The organism is Massilia sp. 05N420 (assembly GCF_056397205.1).
Genome location: NZ_JBFTMX010000003.1, coordinates 15,569 through 36,996, shown reverse-complemented (window position 1 = coordinate 36,996; position 21,428 = coordinate 15,569). Strand labels below are relative to the sequence as shown.

At 69.0% G+C, this 21,428-nt stretch carries 18 protein-coding genes; 6 read left to right on the top strand and 12 right to left on the bottom strand.

Features of this window, described 5'->3' with window-relative positions:
* Nucleotides 1–36 precede the first annotated feature (36 nt).
* Complete coding sequence (locus AC1DIX_RS02160) at nucleotides 37–474, top strand: carboxymuconolactone decarboxylase family protein (RefSeq protein WP_477321646.1); 438 nt, start codon at nucleotides 37–39, stop codon at nucleotides 472–474.
* 32 nt (nucleotides 475–506) lie between these two features.
* Here AC1DIX_RS02160 and AC1DIX_RS02155 read toward each other — a convergent pair whose 3' ends face one another.
* Both AC1DIX_RS02155 and AC1DIX_RS02150 read right to left on the bottom strand, forming a co-directional pair.
* Entirely contained in the window at nucleotides 507–833 is a 327-nt protein-coding gene (locus AC1DIX_RS02155) for a hypothetical protein (protein ID WP_477321641.1), read from the bottom strand.
* A gap of 37 nt (nucleotides 834–870) precedes the next feature.
* On the bottom strand, nucleotides 871–1,029 hold the full coding sequence (locus AC1DIX_RS02150) for a hypothetical protein (RefSeq protein WP_442124560.1): 159 nt from the start codon (nucleotides 1,027–1,029) through the stop codon (nucleotides 871–873).
* 239 nt (nucleotides 1,030–1,268) lie between these two features.
* Here AC1DIX_RS02150 and AC1DIX_RS02145 point away from each other — a divergent pair, with 239 nt between their 5' ends.
* A complete protein-coding gene (locus tag AC1DIX_RS02145) occupies nucleotides 1,269–3,728 on the top strand; it encodes a PAS domain S-box protein (protein WP_477321639.1) in 2,460 nt (819 codons plus the stop codon).
* Between the two features lie 14 nt (nucleotides 3,729–3,742).
* Here AC1DIX_RS02145 and AC1DIX_RS02140 read toward each other — a convergent pair whose 3' ends face one another.
* The 3 genes from AC1DIX_RS02140 to prsT all read right to left on the bottom strand — a co-directional run bounded on the left by AC1DIX_RS02140 (nucleotide 3,743) and on the right by prsT (nucleotide 7,899).
* Nucleotides 3,743–4,126: a nuclear transport factor 2 family protein gene (locus tag AC1DIX_RS02140; RefSeq protein ID WP_477321637.1), complete on the bottom strand. Its 384-nt coding sequence runs from the start codon at nucleotides 4,124–4,126 to the stop codon at nucleotides 3,743–3,745.
* A 25-nt stretch (nucleotides 4,127–4,151) separates the two neighbouring features.
* Nucleotides 4,152–5,009 (bottom strand): protein phosphatase 2C domain-containing protein, encoded by an 858-nt coding sequence (locus AC1DIX_RS02135; RefSeq protein WP_477321635.1) that lies wholly within the window; start codon nucleotides 5,007–5,009, stop codon nucleotides 4,152–4,154.
* A 139-nt stretch (nucleotides 5,010–5,148) separates the two neighbouring features.
* Nucleotides 5,149–7,899 (bottom strand): XrtA/PEP-CTERM system TPR-repeat protein PrsT, encoded by a 2,751-nt coding sequence (gene prsT, locus AC1DIX_RS02130; RefSeq protein ID WP_477321633.1) that lies wholly within the window; start codon nucleotides 7,897–7,899, stop codon nucleotides 5,149–5,151.
* Between prsT and AC1DIX_RS02125 the strand changes: the two genes are divergently transcribed.
* Both AC1DIX_RS02125 and AC1DIX_RS02120 read left to right on the top strand, forming a co-directional pair.
* Nucleotides 7,889–8,065: a hypothetical protein gene (locus tag AC1DIX_RS02125; protein ID WP_477321631.1), complete on the top strand. Its 177-nt coding sequence runs from the start codon at nucleotides 7,889–7,891 to the stop codon at nucleotides 8,063–8,065. The genes prsT and AC1DIX_RS02125 overlap by 11 nt on opposite strands.
* Before the next feature lie 105 nt (nucleotides 8,066–8,170).
* A complete protein-coding gene (locus AC1DIX_RS02120; protein ID WP_442124557.1) occupies nucleotides 8,171–8,965 on the top strand; it encodes a hypothetical protein in 795 nt (264 codons plus the stop codon).
* Here AC1DIX_RS02120 and AC1DIX_RS02115 read toward each other — a convergent pair.
* Nucleotides 8,952–9,845, bottom strand: coding sequence for a LysR family transcriptional regulator (locus AC1DIX_RS02115; protein WP_477321628.1), 894 nt, complete (start codon nucleotides 9,843–9,845; stop codon nucleotides 8,952–8,954). The two genes, AC1DIX_RS02120 and AC1DIX_RS02115, sit on opposite strands and share 14 nt — an antisense overlap.
* Nucleotides 9,846–9,948: 103 nt before the next feature.
* On the opposite strand from AC1DIX_RS02115, the gene AC1DIX_RS02110 reads away from it, so the two are divergent.
* Entirely contained in the window at nucleotides 9,949–10,944 is a 996-nt protein-coding gene (locus AC1DIX_RS02110; RefSeq protein WP_477321626.1) for an NAD-dependent epimerase/dehydratase family protein, read from the top strand.
* Between the two features lie 5 nt (nucleotides 10,945–10,949).
* Here AC1DIX_RS02110 and AC1DIX_RS02105 read toward each other — a convergent pair whose 3' ends face one another.
* The 4 genes from AC1DIX_RS02105 to paoA form a co-directional block, all read right to left on the bottom strand.
* The gene (locus AC1DIX_RS02105; RefSeq protein WP_442124554.1) at nucleotides 10,950–11,396 is read right to left on the bottom strand and encodes a hypothetical protein; all 447 of its coding nucleotides are present in this window, start codon (nucleotides 11,394–11,396) and stop codon (nucleotides 10,950–10,952) included.
* 106 nt (nucleotides 11,397–11,502) lie between these two features.
* On the bottom strand, nucleotides 11,503–13,704 hold the full coding sequence (gene paoC, locus AC1DIX_RS02100) for an aldehyde oxidoreductase molybdenum-binding subunit PaoC (RefSeq protein WP_477321624.1): 2,202 nt from the start codon (nucleotides 13,702–13,704) through the stop codon (nucleotides 11,503–11,505).
* A 3-nt stretch (nucleotides 13,705–13,707) separates the two neighbouring features.
* Nucleotides 13,708–14,661: an FAD binding domain-containing protein gene (locus AC1DIX_RS02095; protein WP_477321622.1), complete on the bottom strand. Its 954-nt coding sequence runs from the start codon at nucleotides 14,659–14,661 to the stop codon at nucleotides 13,708–13,710.
* Nucleotides 14,658–15,338, bottom strand: a complete 681-nt coding sequence (paoA, locus tag AC1DIX_RS02090) for an aldehyde dehydrogenase iron-sulfur subunit PaoA (protein ID WP_477321621.1) — start codon at nucleotides 15,336–15,338, stop codon at nucleotides 14,658–14,660. The genes AC1DIX_RS02095 and paoA overlap by 4 nt, the downstream gene beginning before the upstream one ends.
* A gap of 236 nt (nucleotides 15,339–15,574) precedes the next feature.
* Here paoA and AC1DIX_RS02085 point away from each other — a divergent pair, with 236 nt between their 5' ends.
* Complete coding sequence (locus AC1DIX_RS02085) at nucleotides 15,575–18,418, top strand: PAS domain-containing hybrid sensor histidine kinase/response regulator (RefSeq protein ID WP_477321620.1); 2,844 nt, start codon at nucleotides 15,575–15,577, stop codon at nucleotides 18,416–18,418.
* Here AC1DIX_RS02085 and AC1DIX_RS02080 read toward each other — a convergent pair.
* Nucleotides 18,415–18,741, bottom strand: a complete 327-nt coding sequence (locus AC1DIX_RS02080; protein ID WP_477321619.1) for a DUF5710 domain-containing protein — start codon at nucleotides 18,739–18,741, stop codon at nucleotides 18,415–18,417. The two genes, AC1DIX_RS02085 and AC1DIX_RS02080, sit on opposite strands and share 4 nt — an antisense overlap.
* Nucleotides 18,742–18,777: 36 nt before the next feature.
* Nucleotides 18,778–21,345 carry a response regulator gene (locus AC1DIX_RS02075; protein WP_477321618.1) on the bottom strand — a complete coding sequence of 856 codons (2,568 nt, stop codon included), beginning with the start codon at nucleotides 21,343–21,345 and terminating at the stop codon, nucleotides 18,778–18,780.
* Nucleotides 21,346–21,428 lie beyond the last annotated feature (83 nt).

The following is a 21,428-nucleotide window of genomic DNA, read 5'->3' as shown; positions in this document are numbered from 1 at the left end:
AAGGAGTGTAAGCCAACCAAACTGAAGGAGTACACCATGCAACGCCTCGATTTTTACAAAGCCTCGCCGTCCGCCTACAAAGCCCTGCTGGGCGTCGAGAACTATGTCCGCGAGTCCGGGCTCGAACACAGCCTGCTCGAACTGGTCAAGCTGCGCGCTTCCCAGATCAACGGTTGCGGATACTGCGTCGACATGCATGCCGCCGATGCGCGCAAGGCCGGCGAAAGCGAACGCCGTTTGTACGCGGTGGCCGTGTGGCGCGAGACGCCCTTCTTCAGTCCGCGCGAACGCGCCGCCCTGGCCTGGACCGAAGCCCTGACCCGGTTGTCGGAACAGCCGGCGCTGGATGCGGATTATGCGGCGCTGCGGGAACAGTTCACCGAGCGCGAGATGGTCGACCTGAGCCTTGCCATCGGGGCCATCAACAGCTGGAACCGCCTGGCGATCGGCTTCGGCGCGCAGCCGGCGGCATAGAACGGAGGAGTGCGGGTGGCTCGGCTGCCCGCTCAGCTGCCCGCGATCGGGCTGCCGAAGATGCCGACCGCGAGTTCGGCCCAGACCAGCATCAGGGTCAGCAGCAGGCCGCCGCCGATGGCGCGGCGTTGCGTGGCGGTTCGAAGCTTAAGGGTCAGCAGGACGTAGAGGCTGCCGATGCCGGCCAGCAGCACGCCGGCGACGGCGAAGTCCAGCACGCCCCAGTTCACCTCTGCGGTGAAGCGCATCGCCACCAGCGGCACCAGCAGGATCGCGCCGGTGCCCAGCAGCACCCGGCGCAGGTCTCTTGCCACAATGCCCTCGTCCCGGGTGCCGAATTTTCCGTGGCGTGCGCGCATGTCCGCTTCCCCGTAATGTTGTTGTGGCCTGGTTCTGTCAGAGCGGCGCGGATTGCACCAGGCCGAGGCCCGACTTGGCCAGCGCCATGGCTACCGGGAGGGCGCACAGCACCAGCACCACGCCGATGCGGACCCGGCGGGCGCGCTGTTTCTGCTGCGAAAGACGGGAGAGGCGAAAGCCTTTATCGGTGGTCATGGAATCCCTTTCATGTGCGTTTGAGTATCCTTAATGATAATACGCGCGCTCCGGAACCCGCGACACGAATGGATTGCTATATCCATATGCATTGTTTCAGCGCATACAGCCCTGTCTCCCCGTCACAACAGCGATTTCGTGCAGGATCGCTCAACCGAACCTTGCCCTCAATCATCCTGCGCTAGCATGCATTTCTTTTAACGCGTCGGCGACTCATCGACGCGAGTGCCGGAGCGACGATGGGCAATACGCAGGACCGCTTGAACCTCGAAAGCGTGAAGGACGTGCTGGCCCTCGCCGTCCGCGGCGCCCCGTTCGACAGCCTGCTCGCCAGCCTGCTGCAGGCGGCCTGCCGGCTGACCGGCGAAGCGACCATGGCGACGATCCATGTGGCCGAACCAGGCAGCGGTGAACTGACGCTGGGGGCGTCGATCGGCATGGACGCAGCCCTCAGCGCCGCCCTCGCGCGCATCCCGATCGGTATCCAGGAAGCCACCTGCGGCCGCGCCGCCCACCTGCGCGAGTCCGTGATCGTGCCCGACATCGCGGCCGAGCCGCGCATGGCGCCCTGGCTTCAGCTGGCAAATGCCCACGGCATCCGGGCCTGCTGGTCCTACCCGCTGCACGCGCCCGGCGGCGGGGTGATCGGCACGATCGCCTTCTATCACCGTGCGCCGTGCTCGCCCGAACCCGGCCTGGGCGACGACATCGCCTATTTCGCCGACCTGGCGGCGCTGATCGTGCAGCGCCACCTGCGCGAACGCGACAACGATCGCCGCGACCGCCTGTACGAGGCGATCCTGTCCGCCACGCCCGACCTCGTCTATGTGTTCGACCTGCAGCACCGCTTCGTGTATGCCAACGCCGTGCTGCTGCAGATGTGGGGCAGGTCCTGGGATGAGGCGATCGGCAAGAATTGCCTCGAGCTGGGCTACCCGGACTGGCACGCCGCCATGCACGACCGCGAGATCGAAGAGGTCAAGGCCACCAAGCGCCCGATCCGCGGCGAAGTGCCCTTCAACGGTACTTTCGGGCGCCGCATGTACGACTACATCTTCGTGCCGGTGCTGGGTCCGGACGGCGAGGTCGAGGCGGTGGCCGGCACCACCCGCGACGTCACCGAGCGCAAGCAGTTCGAGGACGAGCTGCTGGCAAGCGAGCGGCGCGCGCTGGAAGCGGCGCGCGAGGCCGAAGAGGAAAGGCAGCGCTTCCGCACCATCACCAACGCAATGCCGCAGATGGTCTGGACCGCCCTGCCGGACGGCAGCATCGATTACCACAACGACCGGTTCTACGACTTCGTCGGCCTGCGCCGGGGCGGCGCCGAAGGCATGATGTGGGCCGACGCGGCACTGCACCCGGACGACCGCCAGGCCGGCCGCGAGATCTGGGCCCGCAGCGTGGCACGCGGCGAGCCCTACGAGATGACCTACCGGCTGCGCCACCACAGCGGCGAATTCCGCTGGATCCTGGCGCGCGCGCTGCCGCTGCGCGGCGCCGGCGGCGGCATCGTCAAGTGGCTGGGCACCGATACCGACATCCACGAAAAGAAGCTGGCCGAGGATGCCCTGCAAGACGCCAACCGGCGCAAGGACGAATTCCTGGCGATGCTGGCCCACGAGCTGCGCAATCCGCTGGCGCCGATCAGCGCCGCCGCCCAGGTGCTGCGCATCGCCCCCGCCGACCCGGCCAAGGTACGCAACTTCGCCGAGGTGATCGGGCGCCAGGTCAACCACATGACCTCACTGGTGAACGACTTGCTGGACGTCTCGCGGGTCACCCGCGGCATGGTGCAGTACGAAAAAGCGGAAATCGACCTGCGCAGCGCGATCCTGAGCGCGGCCGAACAGGCGAATCCGCTGATCGAAGCGCGCCGCCACGACCTGTCGCTGGCGCTAGGCGCGGACGGCGCCCCGGTGCTGGTGCTCGGCGACCGCGCGCGCCTGATCCAGGTGTTCGCCAACCTGCTGGCTAACGCCGCCAAGTACACGGCGGCCGGCGGCCGCATCGGCGTGACGCTCGATGTGAGCGGCGGCCACGCGCGGGTCCTGGTGAGCGACAACGGCAGCGGCATCGACGCGGCCCTGCTGCCGCAGGTGTTCGACCTGTTCACCCAGGGCACGCGTACGCCCGACCGCGCCCAGGGCGGCCTCGGCCTGGGCCTGGCGCTGGYGCGCACCATCGTGCTGGCCCACGGCGGCAGGATCCACGCCCACAGCGGCGGTCCGGGCCAGGGCAGCTGCTTCACGGTCGAAGTGCCGCTGGCGGCCAGCGCCGCCGCCGGCCACGACGGCGGCGAGGATGGCGCGGCGTCGGCCGCCGGCGCACCGCTGTCGCTGATGCTGGTGGACGACAACGTCGATGCCGTCACCATACTGGCCGCCCTGCTGGCGGCCGCGGGCCACCGGGTCGAGAGCTTCAGCGATCCCCGCAGCGCGCTGGCGGCGGCGCCGGCCGCCGCCCCGGACGCCTTCATCCTCGACATCGGTATGCCGGGCATGGACGGTTACGAGCTGGCGCGGCGCCTGCGCGCCCAGCCGGGCTGCCGCGGCGCCCTATATGTCGCCCTGACCGGCTACGGCCAGCAGGGCGACCGCGAACTCTCGCACGAGGCCGGCTTCGACCACCATTTCGTCAAGCCGGTGGACGCCGGCCAGCTGCTGGCGGTACTGCGCCAGCGCGCGCCGCGCACCGGCTAGCGCAACCCGGCGGGTCAGCTGCGGTCGACGATCCTGGCGATGCCGGACGCGCCGAAGGCGAACTCGGAGCGGCCCTTCATTTCGAGCAGGGTGCCGGCGGGCGGACCGCCGGGAACGTCGGCCGCCAGCCGGCCGCGCCAGGCGATCTCCACCACCAGCAGCTCGCCCTCGCGCACCATGCCGGTCACGCGCTGCTCGCGTTCCGAAAACAGGCCTTTCGACTGCTCGGCGAGCTGGCGGAAGGCCGCGATGCCGCTGCTCTCGGCGGTGAGCTGGCCGCCCGAAAAATTCTCGAAGCGGATGCCGGGCTCGAGCTGGGCCAGCATGGCCTCGATGTCGAAGGCGTTATATGCCGCCAGGTAGCGTTCGATCAGTTCCTGCTGCCCTGCTTCACTCATGGCTTCCTCCTCGTTGAAAAGACGATCAGCAACGCCAGGCCACGGCCGAGGCGTCGTCGGCCTGCTTGACCGCCAGCCCGGTGCCGGCGCCGCCGCTGCGCTCGTGGGCACGCAATTCGGCCAGCAGCGTCTCGAGGCCGTCGCGCGCGCAGGCGCGGGCCAGGCCGGCGTCGGTGTACAGCGCATAGGTGTCGGACAGGCGGTAGAAACCGTCGGTCATGGCCAGCAGCATGGACCCCGGTTCGGCGCGCAGCGCATGGCGGCGCGCGGCAAACGGTCCGGCGGGTTCCAGGCACAGCCCGGGCGGCTGCAAGGCCGTGTTCTGTTCCTCGCGGCGGCGCCTGAGCATGGGCAGCAGGCGCTCGCGCCGCGCCGCCGGGTCCAGCACGCCTTCGCGCGCCAGCGCGGCGACGGCATCCTGGACCACCGCCTCCTGCGGGTTCACATAGGGATCGAGGTCCTGCACGCCGCCGTCCGGGCGCAACAGCAGGGTCTTGCAGTCGCCCAGGCAGTAGAGGATCAGTTCGGAGGCGCCGCGTCCCGGCATGATGCGGATCCAGGTCATGGCCGCGATCGGCCAGGCATACACCGGCACCGCCACGCCGTCGGTACGCGCATGAAATTCGGCGCGGACCTCGTCCAGCGCCGCGCGCACCACCTGCTCCTGCGACCCGCGCCCCGTCAACGCCCTGCCGAAGGCCGCGCCGAAGCGGCGCACGAACCAGGCGACGTCGCCGTTCTCACTGTCGATATAGTCTTGCTGCGCCACCGAACTGGCGCCGTCCAGCACCACGATATCGGTCACCTCGTCCCGCTCGAATACCGCCACATGATCCTCGTTGCCATGGCCGTCGGCCGCCGAGGACACTGATGTCCACCTCATCCATCTCTCCACCGGATACATTGCCTCAACTATAACTCAGCCGCCCAGCACGGTCACCCGGCGGCGGTGATGTCGCGGGTGCCGCGTCCGGCGGTCTTGAATTCGAGGGTGGTTTGCCAGGTCATGGGGCCTCCGGTCGTCAGTCGCGCCGCAGCGCCGCCAGCAGCCCGCGCACCTGCGCGGCCTGGGCGAAGCGCATGTCGCCGGCCGCCAGCGCTTCCAGCTCCTTGCGCGCGGCGGCACGGTCGCCGGTCTTCGCCAGGGCCGCCGCCAGATGGTAGCGGACGTCGCGGGCCTTCGGCGCAAGCAGGTGGGCCTTGCGCAGCAGCGCCAGGCCGCGCTCACGCTCCGCGCTGCCGGCGCCGTTCTCGACCAGGATCCAGGCCAGGGTGTCCATCACGTCCGGCTGTTCGCCGGCGCGCAGGTAGGCCGCTTCGGCGGTGGCCTGGGCGCGGGTGTCGCCCAGTTCCTGGTAGGCCAGCGCCAGGTTGTTGAGGACGACCGGGTTGTCCGGCTGGCGCTTCAGCACCGCCTCCAGCTGGCCGGCCGCCTGCCGGAACTCGCCCGCGGCCATCAGGGTCTGGGCCTTGTAGGCCAGCGCGCGCACGTCGTCCGGGTGGGCCGCCAGCCAGCGTTCGAGTCGGCCGCCGGCTTCCGGGACGCGGCCGGACTGGCGCAGCGCATCGTCGATCTTGATCGCCAGCTCGGTGCCCGGCTTGAGCTGGAAGGCGCGTTCGTACAGCGCCAGCGCCTCGGCAGACTGGCGCTTGGACATCAGGATGTCGCCCTGCAGCTGGTAGCCGGCCGCGGCTTCCGGATGGCGGCGCTGGAGCTGGTCGGCGACCAGCAGCGCAAGGTCGCGCGACCCCTTGCGCACATAGATTTCGGCCAGCGCGACCTGGGCCGACGGAAAGTCGGGCTGGATCGCCAGCACACCCTTCAGCGCGTCCTCGGCCTGCGCCGGCAGGTTCTGCACCAGCGATAGGGCCGCCACCTGCATCAGCGCCTGGGCCGAACGCGGCAGCGCCAAGGACAGCTTGCGGTAGGTCTCCAGCGCCTCGCTTCGTTCGCCGTTCGCGAGCTGGCTCTTGCCTAGCAGGTCGAGCAGGTCGGGATTGTCCGGGTGTCCGACCTGCAGCGTGCGCGCCAGGTTCAGTGCCTTCTCCTGTCGGCCGGTGCGCAGGTACTGGCCGATCAGGTTGACGGCCGGGCCGACCGCGTTGGGGTCGACGGCGGCGGCCTGCTCCAGCCAGCGCGTCGCCTCGTCCTGCCTGCCGGTGGCGTCGGCCAGCGAGGCCAGCATGGTCAGCGCCGGCACGCTGGCCGGGTTCCTGGCCTGGAAGTCGAGCATGAGGGTGCGCGCCAGGCCGGGGTGCTTCTCGTCCAGCGCCAGCTGGGCCAGGTCGGCCGCGGCCGCAAAATATGCCGGATCGAGAACCAGCGCGCGCTGCAGCGAGGCGCGCGCCGCGCCGGGGTCATGGCGGGCGATCGCCACCAATCCCTTGAGTTCCTGGACGACCGGTTCGTTCGGCTTCACCCTTTCGAGGGCCTGCACCGCCTGGCCGGCGGCGTCGAACTGGCGCAGCCGCAGTTCGGTGCGGATCAGGGTCACCGCCGCGTCGAGCGAGGCGCGGTCCAGCTCGACCGCGGCCTGCAGCTCGCGCAGGGCGCGCGCGGTGTCGCCTTTCTCCAGCCTGGACAGGCCGAGCGAGGTGCGCAGGCTGCTCGAACCCGGATCGAGTTCGCTCGCCTTCTCGAACATGTCGGCGGCCCTGGCGAAGTCGCGCGCGCGCATCGACGATTCGCCGGCCAGCGCCAGCAGCTGGGCGTCGCCGAAGCCGCTGGCCTGGGGCGTGAGCAGCATCGGTTCCAGCGCTTCGCGCGCTTCCTGGCTATGGCCGCTGCCGAGCAGGCTCGATGCCAGCATCTTGCGCGCGTACAGATTGTCGGGATTGCGCTCCAGGTAGTGGCGGAAGTGGTGCTCGGCCAGGTAGTAGGAGCCGAGCCGGTAATTCACGACGCCGGCCAGCAGCACGCTGGGCATGTGTTCCGGCGCGACCCGCAACACCTTCAGCAGCGCATCGTGGGCGGCCTGGGTGCGCCCCCGCGAATAGTCGAGCAGACCCTGGGTATAGGCCACCAGCACGCTGCCCGGCGCCAGCTTGAGCGCGGCGTCCAGCTCGGCCTGGGCCATGTCGTAGCGTCCCAGGCCGATCGCGGTATAGGCCTTCTCGACGTGGGCCGAACGATGCTGGGGCTGCAGCGTCAACACCTGGTCGTAGATGTCGAGCGCCCGCCGGCCCTGGTCCCCGGCGCGCAACAGCTCGGCCTTGAACATCAGGGCGTCGATCTGCGCGGGTTCGCGCGCCAGGATGCGTTCGGCCCAGGCACCGGCGCCGTCCGGATCGCCGTTCAGGTAGGCCAGCCGGCCCATGCCGATCATGGCGGCGGCATCGAAGGGCCGCGCCTGCAGCGCCCTTTCGTAGAGCGCTCGCGCACGATCCTGCTTGTCGAGGGCCAGCCAGGCGTCGGCGCGCGCCGCCAGCAGCCCGCCGGCGGCGTCACCGTCCTTGCCGGTGTCGTCCAGCGCCTTCTGGAATTCGGCCTGCAGCGTGAGCGACTTCGCCAGCAGCGCCAGCGCCGCCTCCTTGGCATAGCCCAGGTTCAAGGCCTGGCGCGCCTCCTTCTCCGCCGTCATGCCGTCGCCCGTCTCGAGATAGGTGGCGGCAAGCAGATAGCGGGTCTCGGCGTTGCCGGGTTCCGCCGCCACCGCGTTCTTCAGCGTGATCACTGCGCTGCGCTGGTCGCCGTGCTGGCGGAACTGCCTGGCCCTGGCGCGCAGCTCGGCGCCCGACTCGCTCTGGCAGGCGGCCAGGAGGATGGGCAGCACCAAGGTGCACAGCAGTCTGGAAGTGCTGAGGAAAGCAGGCATCGTCGACACCGTTCGAGATCAAAAACGTATTGTCGCGGTGCCATCAACGGGCAGGCAAGAAAAATTTCCTAATCGAACTCCTTTCAGCGAGGCGCTGGTGACGGGAAGTTTTACAGTTGCGTAGATCGCACAAACCGACCCAAAGTTAAATGCCTGATTTACAAGGCATGTTTATTTGTGGCATGATTTCTGCTTAAAAAATAGTGACAACAAGACCACTGGGGGATCCGTGAAAAGCCTGCTCAAGCTCGTCCTCGGCGCCATCGCGCTCGCCGCTGCCATGAACGCCCACGCCGGCGGCATCAGCGATACCGGCGTCAACGCCTATTGGGGATCGGACAGCCACGGCTACGGCGACGTCATCGGCGGCAGCACCTACGACATCCAGGGCGCCACTATTTCCCGGGTGGGGAATGTGCTGACCATCGCGATCGCGACCAGCTTCGCCGGCCACGCCGGCATGGACTCGAACATCGTCCCCGGCGGCATCGGCTACGGCGACCTGTTCCTGGCCCAGACCTGGAACCCCTACGGCAGCGACGCCAACCACGTCAAGGACAACGACAATAACGGCACCCTGTGGTCCTACGGCTTCGCGCTGGACGACCGCTTCAGCAACAGCGGCGGGAGCTTCAAGCTGTACCAGTTGAACGGCAAGACCAACGACGCCAACGTGCTCGACTCCGACTACTTCATGAACTGCTACCGGGGCAGCAACTGCGTCTACCGCAACGGCCAGGCGACCGCCGTCAACACCAAGAGCAACCCGAACGTGTCCTACACCGGCATGACCGGCAACTGGACCGTGACCGCGAACAAGGAACTCAAGTTCACCATCACCCTCGCCTCCTCGTCCGACCTGCTGAAGTACTCCTCGCTGGCCATGCACTGGGGCGAGACCTGCCAGAACGACGTCATCGAAGGCCAGGTCAGCCTGGTGCCGCTACCAGGCGCGCTGCCGCTGACAGGCCTCGGCCTGCTGATGCTCGGCCTGTCGCGCCGGCGCCGTTTCAAGCGCCCCTGACATAGTCCAGCAGGCCCTCGGCCAGGGCGTCGAAGGCGGCCTTGCAGCGTGGACTGCCGCGCAAATCCTCGTGCATCGCCACCCAGGTGTCCAGCGGCAGCGCCAGCGCGTCCGGCAACAGCCGCACCAGCGAGGGAGTACGCCTCGCCAGCGGCGCCTGGCAGACGCCGATGCCGGCCCCGGCCCGGATCAGCGCCAGCTGGGCCAGGTCGCTGTCGGTGCGCAGCGAGAACAGCTCGCGCCCGATGCCGGGCAGCCGCGCGAGCGCCTGCCGCACGAAGGGCGTCATCCGGTCGAAGCCGATCACCGTATGGCCGGCAAGATCGTCCAGGCTTACCGGGCTGCCGTGCCGCGCCAGGTAGGCAGGACTGGCGTGCAGGCCCAGTTCGATCGTGCCGATGCGCCGCGCCACCAGCTGGTCCTGGTGCGGCGGCGCCATGCGGATGGCGATGTCGGCTTCGCGCTGCAGCAGGTCCTGCATCTCGTTGGACAACACCAGCTCCACCTTCAGCGCCGGATAGCGCTCGCGCAAGGCGCCCAGGATCGGCGGCAGCACCTCGACACCGATCACTTCGCTGGCCGTCACCCGCACCACGCCGCGCACGCCGTCGCCGAAGCCGGCCGCCGCCCGCTCCAGCGCGGCGGCCGTGCTCTGCATCGCTTCGGCATGCGGGCGCAGGGCCTGGGCGGCGTCGGTTGCCAGCAACCCGGTCTGCGAGCGGGTGAACAGGACCAGGCCGAGCGCCGCCTCGAGCGCCGCGATGTGACGGCCCACGGTCGGCTGCGCCACGCCCAGCAGGCGCGCGGCGCCGGACAGCGAGCCGGTACGCAACACGCCGAGGAAGGAGCGGTAGAGCTCCCATTCGATGGTCGGAGTCATGCATAAATGTATACCGGATATGCCATCTCATGCAATTCCATTTACCCCGGCGATCACGCACACTGTGCCGCATCTTCAAGCGAACGGCACGACGGGAGGGCATATGGAAGGCGGAAAGACGGCATTGGTACTGGGGGCTGGCGGCGGCATCGGCGGAGAAGCGGCGCGCCAGCTGCGCGCGGAAGGCTGGACGGTCAAGGCGCTGAAACGCGGCCTGGCCCGGGAAGGGCGCGGCGCCGATGGCCTGGACTGGATCGGTGGCGATGCGCTGAAGGCGGCGGACGTGTTGCGCGCTGCGGCCGGCTGCGCCGTCATCGTCCATGCCGTCAATCCGCCCGGCTACCGCGACTGGGACAAGCTGGTGCTGCCCATGCTGGCGAATACGATCGCCGCGGCGCAAGCCGGCGGCGCGCTGGTCGTGCTCCCGGGAACGGTCTACAACTACGGTGAAGACGCGTTTCCGCTGCTGACGGAAGACGCGCCCCAGCACCCGGCCACGCGCAAGGGCGCGATCCGGGTGCGGATGGAGGCGGAGCTGCGCGATTTCTGCGCCCGCGGCGGACGGGCGCTGGTGCTGCGCGCCGGCGATTACTTCGGCCCATGCGCCGGCAACAACTGGTTCGCGCAAGGCATGGTCTCAGCCGGCCGCCCCGTCACCCGCATCCTGAATCCGGCGCGGTTCGGCGCAGGCCACCAGTGGGCCTACCTGCCGGATGTGGCCGCGGCGATGGTGGAACTGATCGGCCGGCGTGAACGCCTTGAATCCTTCGCGTCCTTCCACATGGGCGGGCATTGGGATGAAGACGGCACCGGCATGGCGCAGGCAGTGGTGGGCGCGGTCGTGCGCGCGGGAGGAAGGCCGCCGCGCATCGCCGCGTTCCCGTGGTGGCTGGCGCATATCGCCGCGCCCTTCCACGCCACCATGCGCGAGCTGCTGGAGATGCGCTACCTGTGGCAACAGCCGGTCAGGATGGACAATACGAAGCTGCTGGCGGTGCTTGGCAAGGAAGCGCACACGCCGCTGGACCAGGCGGTGGAGGCGACGCTGGCGGGACTGGGCTGCCTGCCGGCGCCGCCACTGGCCGAACGTCCCGCCTGATCGGCTTACTGGAGCAGGCGCGGCGCCGCCGACTTGCGGAATTCCGCCAGGTGGGAGGACGGGATCAGGTTGATCTCGGCCGAATGGAAATGCTCGCACAGCGGCCGCACGGCGCCGCCTTCCGGCTTCCAGCAGGCGGCCTGCTCGCCGTCTTCGTAGATGTCGACGGTCCAGCCGGAGCCGCCGATGGATTGCACGATGCCGCTCACGCCCGACTCGTAGCCGGCCGGCAGGTCGAAGGCGATCCGCAGCACGGTGGCATCCGGCAGGCGCGGATACGGCGTCGTGTAGAAATCGTAGAGTTCGGCCACCGGCCAGAACAGGGCCAGCACCTGCTGCAGCACGGTCTGGGAATTCGCGCTGCCACGTCCGGTGACGACGATGCGCACGCCCAGGCGCAGCCATTCGTCGGCCGCCGCTTCGGGACGTTCCAGGGTTTCGACTGTCAGCATGGCATTCGGGCTCCGGTAGGTTGACGCTCGTCATACTACTACCGCTACCCCTAAAGAAGCTCTCCAAAAATCACAGGATCGCGATTCTCCCTTCTGCCGGTTGCAGCTACGCCACGGAAGGCAATTTCGGCAACAGCTTGTCGAGGGTGACAGGATAATCACGTACCCGCACSCCGGTGGCGTTGTAGATSGCATTGGCSACCGCCGCGCCGACSCCGCAGATSCCCAGTTCGCCCACGCCCTTGGCCTTCATCGGCGAGGAAACCGGATCGGTCTCGTCGAGGAAGACGACTTCCTGGTGCGGGATGTCGGCATGCACCGGCACCTCGTACATGGCGAGGTCGTGGTTGATGAAACAACCGATGCGCTGGTCGACCACCAGTTCTTCCATCAGGGCCGCGCCCACGCCCATCGTCATCGCACCGATCACCTGGCTGCGCGCCGACTTCGGATTCAGGATGCGGCCGGCCGCGCACACGGCCAGCATGCGCCGCACCCGCGTCTCGCCGGTGACGGCGTCGACCCCGACCTCGACGAAGTGGGCGCCGAAGGTGGATTGCTGGTATTTCTTGTCGAGCTCACCATACTCCATCTTGTCCTCGGCATTCAGCTCGCCGCCCTCGGCCGCCTGGCGCAGCGGGAAGCGCTTTCCGCCGGCCGACACCATGCCGTCGGCAAATTCGGCACCGGCCGGATCCAGGCCCAGCTTCTGCGCCACCAGTTCGCGCAGGCGCACGCAGGCCGCGTAGACGCCGGCGGTCGAGCTGTTGCCGCCCCACTGCCCGCCCGAACCGGCGGACACCGGGTAGTTCGAGTCGCCCAGCCGCACCACCACCTGTTCCAGCGGCAGGCCCATCATCTCGGCCGCGGTCTGGGCGATGATGGTGTAGCTGCCGGTGCCGATGTCGGTCATGTCGGTTTCCACGGTCACCTGGCCGTCGCGCTCCAGGCGCACCCGCGCCGCCGAGCGCATCACCAGGTTATTGCGGAAGGCCGCGGCCATGCCATGGCCGACCAGCCAGCGGCCGTCGCGCACCTGGCCCGGCACCGGATTGCGCTTGTTCCAGCCGAAGCGTTCGGCGCCCTGGCGCAGACAGTCGACCAGCCGGCGCTGCGAGAATTTGCGCTCTCGCTTTTCCGGATCGACGCTGGTGTCGTTGATGATCCTGAAGGTCACCGGATCCATCTTCAGCTTCTCCGCCATCTCGTCGATCGCGATCTCGAGCGCCATCATGCCCGGCGCCTCGCCCGGCGCGCGCATCGCGTTCGCTTCCGGCAGGTCCAGGGTCGCCAGGCGCAAGGCCGTGTAGCGGTTCGGGCCCGCATACAGCAGGCGGGTCTGCTGCACCGCGGTTTCCGGCTTCCCGTCCGGCAGGTCGCCCGACCAGCTCTCGTGGGCGATCGCCGTGATGCGGCCTTCGCGCGTGCAGCCGATGCGGATGCGCTGGATGGTGGCCGGCCGGTGGGTCGTATTGTTGAACATGATGGCGCGCTGCAGGGTCACCTTCACCGGCCGCTTCGCCGCCTTCGCGCCGAGCGCCGCCAGCAGGGCTTCGGAACGCAGGAACAGCTTGCCGCCGAAGCCACCGCCCACGTAGGGCGAGACCAGGTGCACGTTCTCCTCGTCGATGCCGAGGGTCCTGGCCATGTCCTTCATGCCCCAGTTGACCATCTGGTTCGAGGTGAAGATGGTCAGCTTGTCGCCTTCCCATTTCGCGATCGAGGCATGCGGCTCCATCATCGCGTGCGACTGGTCGGGGGTGGTGTAGATGGCGTCCAGCTTGACCGGGGCCGCGGCCCAGGCGCCCTTGAAGTCGCCGGTGCGGGTCTCGGGCTTGTCTTCCTTCTTCGCGAGGCCGGCGCCGTCCTTGGCCCTGGCCAGGTCGTACTCGCCCTTGGTCTTCGCATACTCGACCTTCACCAGGGCGGCGGCGGCGCGCGCCTGCTCGAAGGTCTCGGCCACCACCAGCGCCACCGCCTGGTGGTAGTGCTCGATCTCCGGCCCGCCCAGCAGGACCGCGGTGTTGAACTTGCCCTTGCCCAGCCTGCCGGCATTCTCCGCCGTGACGATGGCGATCACGCCCGGGGCGCGCTTCGCCGCCGACAGGTCCATGGCCACGATGCGGCCCTTGGCGATGCCGGCGCCCACCACATAGCCGTAGGCGGCATCCGGAATCGCCTTGTTCTGTTCATAGGCATAGGGCGCGGTGCCGGTCGTCTTCAGCGGACCGTCGATACGGTCGGTCGGGCGGCCGACCACCTTCAGGCGGTCGATCGGATTGGTCCCGGCTGGCGTCGTGAATTTCATGCTTCATGCCCTCCTTGCTTCGAGCAGGACCCCGTCGATCGTGCGCTGCACGAGGGGCACCTTGAATGCGTTGTCCTGGGTGGTGCGGGCGCCGGCCAGCAGCTGCTCCGTCACCGCCCTGCCGCCGCGCGCCAGCTGCTGTTCGGCGCCGGGGATGCGCCAGGGCTTGTGGGCGACGCCGCCCAGCGCCACCCTGCCGCTGCCGTCCGCCTGCACCACCGCCGCCACCGACACCAGCGCAAAAGCGTAGGAGGAGCGGTCGCGCACCTTGTGGTAAAAATGGCGCCCGCCCAGCGGCTTCRGCAAGGTCACCGCCGTGATCAGCTCTCCCGGCGCCAGCACGTGCTCGAGGTGCGGCGTGTCGCCCGGCAGCCGGTGGAAGTCGGCGATCGGGATCACGCGCTTGGCGCCGTCCGCGCGCACCGTCTCGACCTGCGCATCCAGCAGCCGCATCGCCACCGCCATATCGCTCGGATGGGTGGCGATGCAGGCTTCGCTGGTGCCGACGATGGCGTGGTGGCGGTTGAAGCCGCCGATCGCCGAGCAACCGCTGCCGGGATGGCGCTTGTTGCAGGGCTGGGCGGTATCGTAGAAATAGGGACAGCGGGTGCGCTGCAGCAGGTTGCCGGCAGTGGTCGCCTTGTTGCGCAACTGCGGGGAGGCGCCGGCCAGCAGGGCCCGCGACAGCACGGCGTAGTCGCGCCGCACGCGCGGATCGGCCGCCAGGTCGGTGTTGCGCACCAGGGCGCCGACCCGCAGGCCGCCGTCGCCGGTCGGCTCGATGCGGTCCATGCCGGCGCCGTTCACGTCGATCAGGTGGACCGGCGTCTCGATCTCCAGCTTCATCAGGTCGAGCAGGTTGGTGCCGCCGGCGATGAAGCGCGCCCCTTGCGCCGCGGCGGCGGCCTGCGCGGCCTCGGCCGGGGTGCCTACGCGCTGGTAGGTGAAGGCTCTCATGCTTTGGCTCCCACGCCGGCGACTTCCGAAATCGCCTCGATGATGTTGGAGTAGGCGCCGCAGCGGCAGATATTCCCGCTCATGCGCTCGCGCATCTCCATCGGCGAAAGCAGAGGGCGGGCGTCCAGGTCGGCCGTGACGTGGCTCGGAATGCCCTGCCTCACCTCGTCCAGCATCGCCGTGGCCGAGCAGATCTGGCCGGGCGTGCAGTAGCCGCACTGGTAACCGTCGTGCTTCACGAAAGCCGCCTGCAGCGGATGCAGCTGGCCCGGCCTGCCCAGGCCCTCGATCGTGACGATCTCGGCGCCCTCGTGCATCAGCGCCAGGCTGAGGCAGGAATTGATGCGTCGGCCGTCGGCGATCACGGTGCAGGCGCCGCACTGGCCCTGGTCGCAGCCCTTCTTGGTGCCGGTCAGCTGCAGGTGTTCGCGCAGCAGGTCGAGCAAGGTGGTGCGCGTATCGACTTCCTTCTCGTAGCGCTGGCCGTTCACGCGCAGCGCCACTCTGGACAGCACCGGCGCCGGGGTCGATGCCTCGGTCGCCTTCGCCGCCGCCGGCGCCTGGGCAACGGCGCCGGCCGGCAGCGCCGCCGCGGTGGCCGACAGCGCCCCCGCGATCAGCAGTTCGCGCCGCCCGCTGTCGACGCCGGCGCCCTCGATCCTGAAATGTTCGTTCATGCCTGCTTCCTTTCCGGAGATTCGCGTCGCCATCTTAAGTCGATTCCCGCCCTGCACCGCACACTGTTCGGCCTGGAGGAACCTGCACCAGATCGATGCAAGCCGAATCGCTGCATTTCCCGAAGCAATTCGTGCCCTGAAGCATCGCCAACCCCGGGCCCGCGGCCGAGGCGTGCGGGCGGCGCCAGCAATACTTCGGTACAATCCTTTGTTTGACCCGACCGGATCCGCCCACGATGAACCACCGCGATGCTTTCCTCGCCAACGGCGGCAACGCCGGTGCGCGCACCCTTGCACGCGACTGGAACGCCCATCCGCTCGGACCGCTAGACGGCTGGCCGGCCTCGCTGCGCATGTCGCTGGGCATGGTGCTGGGCTCCTCCTTCCCGACCTTCCTGGCCTGGGGCGAGGAGCTGTTCGTCTTCCACAACGACGCCTATGCGCCCATGCTGGGCAACAAGGTCGAGGGCGCGATCGGCACGCCGCTGCCAAGGCTGTGGTCCGAAGTCTGGGACACCATGGCCCCGCTGGCGCGCCGCGTACTGGACGGCGAGGCCCTGTTCTTCGAGAACTTCAAGCTGACGGTGGGGCGCAATGGCTACCCGGAACAGGCCTGGTTCACCTTCTCCTACAGCCCCCTGCGGGACGACAGCGGCGTGGTGCGCGGCCTGCTGTGCACCGTGGTCGAGGTCACCGACAAGGTCCTGGCTCTGGCGCGCCACAAGGAAGCCGAGGAACGCTACGCCCTGTGTATCGAGGCATCCGGCAATATCGGCACCTGGGCGTATGAACTCGATACCGGCGCCACCTTCGTCGACGAGCAATTCGCGCGCCTGTTCCAGGTCGATGCGGCGCTGGCGCGCGCCGGCACCGAGCTCGAACGCTTCACCGACATGATCCATCCGGACGACCGCCCGCGCGTGGTCGCCGCGATCCAGCACGCGATCGCCACCGATACACCGTACAACATCGACTACCGCATCCCGCAGCTGTCGCGGCCGGATGCCTGGGTCAACGCCCGCGGCAAGGTCTTCCACGACCTCGTCACCGGCAAGCGCCGCTTCGCCGGTGTCGCCGTCGACATCACCGAACGCAAGAACGCCGAACTGGCGCGCGACGAGAGCGAGCGGGTCGCCTCGAAGGCGCTGCTGCGCGAGCTGGAAAACCGGCGCCGCCTGGACGTGCTGCTGGACGCGGCCCCGGTCGGCATCGTCTACGTCGACGCGGCCGGCGACCTGATGGCGGCGAACGCCACCAACCGCGAGATCTGGGGCAGCCATCCGGCGCCCGGCGAGACCGAGGGTTACGAAGAGTGGAAAGGCTGGTGGCCGGCCGGCGATCCGCGCGCCGGCCACCGCATCCGCGCCGACGAATGGCCGATTTCGCGCGTGCTGCGCGGCGAAGATGTCAGCGGCGGCATCGCCGAGATCGAACCTTTCGGCGCACCCGGCACCCGGCGCACGATCCTGATCCGCACCGCCGCCATCCGTAACGAACGCAACGAGATCGTCGGCGCGGTGGCCGCCAACCTCGACATCACGGCGCGGATCGCGGCCGAGCGCGCGATGAAGGACAGCGAAGCCCGCTTCCGTTCGATCGCCGACCTGATCCCGCAGCTGGTCTGGTCGGCCGACGCCAGCGGCACCAACGACTACCTGAACATGCGCTGGCGCGAGTTCACCGGCATGCCGGAGGAAGAGCTGGGCGGCCATGGCTGGGGCAAGATCGTCCATCCCGACGACCTGCCCGGCCTGCGCGAGGCCTGGGCCCGCAGCCTGGCGGCGGGGTCGCCCTACGAGGTCGAGCATCGCCTCTACCACCACAGCGGCGAATGGCGCTGGGTGCTGAACCGCGCCCTGCCCGTCACCGGCGAGGACGGCGCCATCGTGCGCTGGATGGGCGCCCTGGCCGACATCCACGACAAGAAGCGCAACGAGGAAGAACTGAAGGCGGCGGCGCGCCGCAAGGACGAATTCCTGGCGATGCTGGCGCACGAGCTGCGCAACCCGCTGGCGCCGATCAGCAGCGCCGCCCAGCTGCTGGTGCGCGCCGCCGCCGACGAGAAGCGGGTACGCCAGTCGAGCGAGATCATCATCCGCCAGGTGCGCCACCTGACCGGGCTGGTGGACGACCTGCTGGACGTCTCGCGCGTAACGCGCGGCCTGGTCGAGCTGCAGCACGAACGGGTCGACCTGAAGGCGGTCGTGGCCAGCGCGGTCGAGCAGGCGCGCCCGCTGATCGAAGCGCGCCGCCATCGCCTCGACCAGGCCATGGACGCCGCCCCGGCCTGGGTCGACGGCGACCGCATCCGCCTGGTGCAGGTGGTGGCGAACCTGCTCAACAACGCCGCCAAGTACACGCCCCAGGGCGGCGCGATCGCGCTGTCTCTGGAAACCGGCGACAGCAGCGTGGCGGTCTCGGTACGCGACAACGGCATCGGCATCGGGCCCGAGCTCCTGCCCCAGGTGTTCGAGCTGTTCACCCAGGCCGAACGCACGCCGGACCGCGCCCAGGGCGGACTGGGCCTGGGCCTGGCGCTGGTGAAGAGCCTGGTGGGCCTGCACGGCGGCAGCGTCGAGGCCGACAGCGCCGGCGCCGGCCAGGGCAGCACCTTCCGCATCGTGCTGCCGCTGGCGCGGTCCGGGCGCCATCCGGCGGCCCGGGACGCCGTCCCGGCAGCGTCCGAGCAGCTGGCCGGCCTGTCGATCCTGATCGTCGACGACAACCTCGATGCCGCCCAGTCGCTGGCCGAGATCCTGCACGCCCTCGGCCACAAGGTCGCGGTCGCGCACGAACCCCAGCTCGCGCTGGCGCTGGCGGAACAGGACTGGCCCCAGGTCTTCATCCTCGACATCGGCCTGCCGGACATCGACGGTTATGCGCTGGCGCGCCGCCTGCGCGCGATGGCGGAACAAAGGCCGCACGAGCGCCGTGCGGTGTACCTGGCGCTGACCGGCTACGGCCAGGCCCACGACAAGGTGCTGTCGAAAGCGGCCGGTTTCGACCGCCATTTCGTCAAGCCGGTCGACCTCGAGGCCCTGCTGAGGGCACTGGCGGAAGCGCCCGCGGCGAAAACCTAGCGCGGCGCCAGCGCCTTGAGCGCCTTCAGCACGTCTTCGCGCGCGGCGGTCCAGCCCTTTTCCGCCAGCAGCGGCGCGCAATGGGCGCAGGGCTCGAAGGGATTGCAGGCGTGGTCGATCTCGATATAGCGGGTGCCGGTCACCAGCTTGGCGGCGCGGGCATCGCGGTCGGAAGGGGGCTCGCCCTCCTTCGGCATCCAGCGCGCGAAAGCGTCGAGGGCGACGCCGGGCGGCACGTACCAGCGCTTGCGGCTGGGATTCCAGCGTGCGCCGAGTTCGCGGGCCTGGTCTTTCTCCGCGTAGGGAACATTCAGAAACGTCATGCCGCCATCATACCATCCGCGCCGCCAGGCCGGGCCTCAGCCCAGCCGCTCCAGCACGCCCTCCAGGTCTTCCAGGCGATAGGGCTTGGCAACGATCCAGAACGGGAATCCGACCTCGTCGCGGTCCGGCGCGCCGTAGCCGGACGCGAACGCCACCCGCAGCGCCGGCTGGCGCTCCACCGCGATCCGCGCCAGCTCGACCCCGGACGCGCCGGCCAGGTCGATGTCGGTGAACAGCAGGTCGAAGCCGCTTTCCTCCAGCAGGCCCGTGGCCGCGCCGAAGGTGCCGGCGCCCTTGACGTCGTGGCCGAGGGCATCGAACAGGCTGCAGGTGGTCCGCATCAGGTCCGGATTGTCTTCCGCCACCAGGATGCGGCGCCGCGCCGCGGACGGCGTCGTACTGCCGGGTTCCGGCGCCGCCGGGATGCTGCGGTTGGCCAGCAGGTGGCGTACCTTGCGCGCCAGCTGCTCGCGGCCATAGGGTTTGGACAGCAGCTCGACACCGGGGTCCAGGCGGCCGCCGTGCACGATCGCGTTCTGCGTATAGCCGGAGGTGAACAGCACCGCCAGGCCGGGCAGCAAGTCCTTGGCCTGGCGCGCCAGCTCGGGGCTGCGCAGCGGGCCCGGCATGACGACGTCGGTGAACAGCAGGTCGATCGGCATGCCGCTCTTGACGATGGACAGCGCGGCCGTGGCATTGTCGGCCTTCAGCACGCGGTAGCCCAGGCTGCCCAGCATCTCGACCACGGTGCGCTGCACCGCCGGATCGTCCTCGACCACCAGCACGGTCTCGCTGCCGCCTTCCACCGGACCGCCGGTCAAGCGGGTGACCGTGTTCTCGGCCTCGAAGCTGCGCGGGAAGTACATCTTCACCGTGGTGCCTTCGGCGGGCTCGCTGTAGATCTTGAAGTGGCCGCCGGTCTGTTTGACGAAGCCGTAGGCCATCGACAGGCCGAGGCCGGTGCCGGCCCCTTCCGGCTTGGTCGTGAAGAAGGGTTCGCAGGCGCGCTCCAGCACCTCGCGCTCCATGCCGCTGCCGGTATCGGATACCGCGATCATCACGTACTGGCCGGGCGTCATGTCCGGCTCGGCCGCCACGTAGGAATCGTCGAGCAGGGCGTTGCCGAGCTCGATGGTGAGGCGGCCGCCGCCCGGCATGGCGTCGCGCGCATTGATCGCCAGGTTGAGGATCACGTTCTCGAGCTGGTTGGGGTCGACCACCGTGTTCCACAGGCCGCCGCCGCGCACGGTCTCGATCTGGATGGTCTCGCCCAGCGCGCGCCGTAGCAGGTCGTCCATGCCGCCGACGATGCGGCCCGGATTCACCACCACCGGCTGCAGCGGCTGGCGACGCGCAAAGGCCAGCAGCTGCGAAGACAGCTTGCCGCCCCGCTCCACGGCCTGCAGGGCGGAGCCCAGCAACTGCTGGCCGTCGCCATCCGGCAGGCGGCGCTGCAGCAGTTCGAGGTTGCCGCCGACCACCTGGAGGATATTGTTGAAGTCGTGGGCCACGCCGCCGGTCAGCTTGCCGATCGCCTCCAGCTTTTGCGAGCGCTGCAGCGCATGCTGGGCCGCCGACAGCTCCTCGGTGCGGGCGCTGACCAGGGATTCGAGTTCCAACTGGTGCCGGGCCAGCTCGTCCTGCGCCAGCTTCTGCTCGGTGACGTCGCTGCCCTGCACGAAGATGCCGATCACGGCGCCCATCGGATCCAGCACCGGCTGGTAGATGAAGTCCAGGTGGCGGGTGGCGCTGGTGCCGTCCGGACCGCTGTCCAGCGCCACCGGCACGGCGCGGCCGATGAAGGGCTTGCCGCTCCGGTAGACCTGGTCGAGCAGGTCCGTAAAACCCTGGGCCACGACTTCCGGCAGGGCCGCGCGAATGGTCTTGCCGATCAGTTCGCGGCCGCCGGTGAGGGTGYGGTAGGCGGCGTTCGCCAGTTCGTACACATGCTGGGGTCCACGCAGCACGCAGATGAAGCCGGGCGCCTGTTCGAACAGGCGCTGCAGGTGCATCTTGTCGCCCTGCAGTTCATTGGCCAGCTTGAGGGCGGCGTGGGCCTCGGCCAGGGCCGCGGTGCGCTGCTCCACCATGCGCTCGAGTTCTTCCTGCTTGCGGCGCAGGCCGTCCTCGGCCAGCACCCTCTCGGTCACGTCGTTCCCCTGCGAGAAGATGCCGACCACGGTGCCGCCGTCGTCGACGATGGGCTGGTAGACGAAGTCGATGTAGCGCAGGACGGCCTCGCCGCCGCTGGCCGGAATCACCCCCAGCGGCAGCGCGTTGCCGACGAAGGCCTGGCCGCTGGCGAACACCTGGTCGAGCAGCTCGAAGAACTGCTGGCCTTCGAGTTCCGGCAGGGCGACCCTGACCGGCTTGCCGATGATGTCCTTGAAGCCGGCCAGGCGGTGGTGGGCATGGTTCTGCAGCTCGTACACATGTTCCGGCCCGCGGAAGAAGCAGACGAAACCCGGCGCCTGCTCGAACAGGCGCAGCAGCTCGCGGTAGGGACGGCTGATCTTGGCCTGTTCGAGCGCGGATTCGGTGGCGAGGGTAGGCAGGTGCTGGGCGATGGTGTTGAGGTGCTGGCTGGTCGACGAAGGGCTCATGTTGCGGAGGATACCTCAAGCAGGGGCCGTTTCAGACAAAATGCAAACGGCAATTTCGTCAATTTTACCTTTTCCTCCCCCGA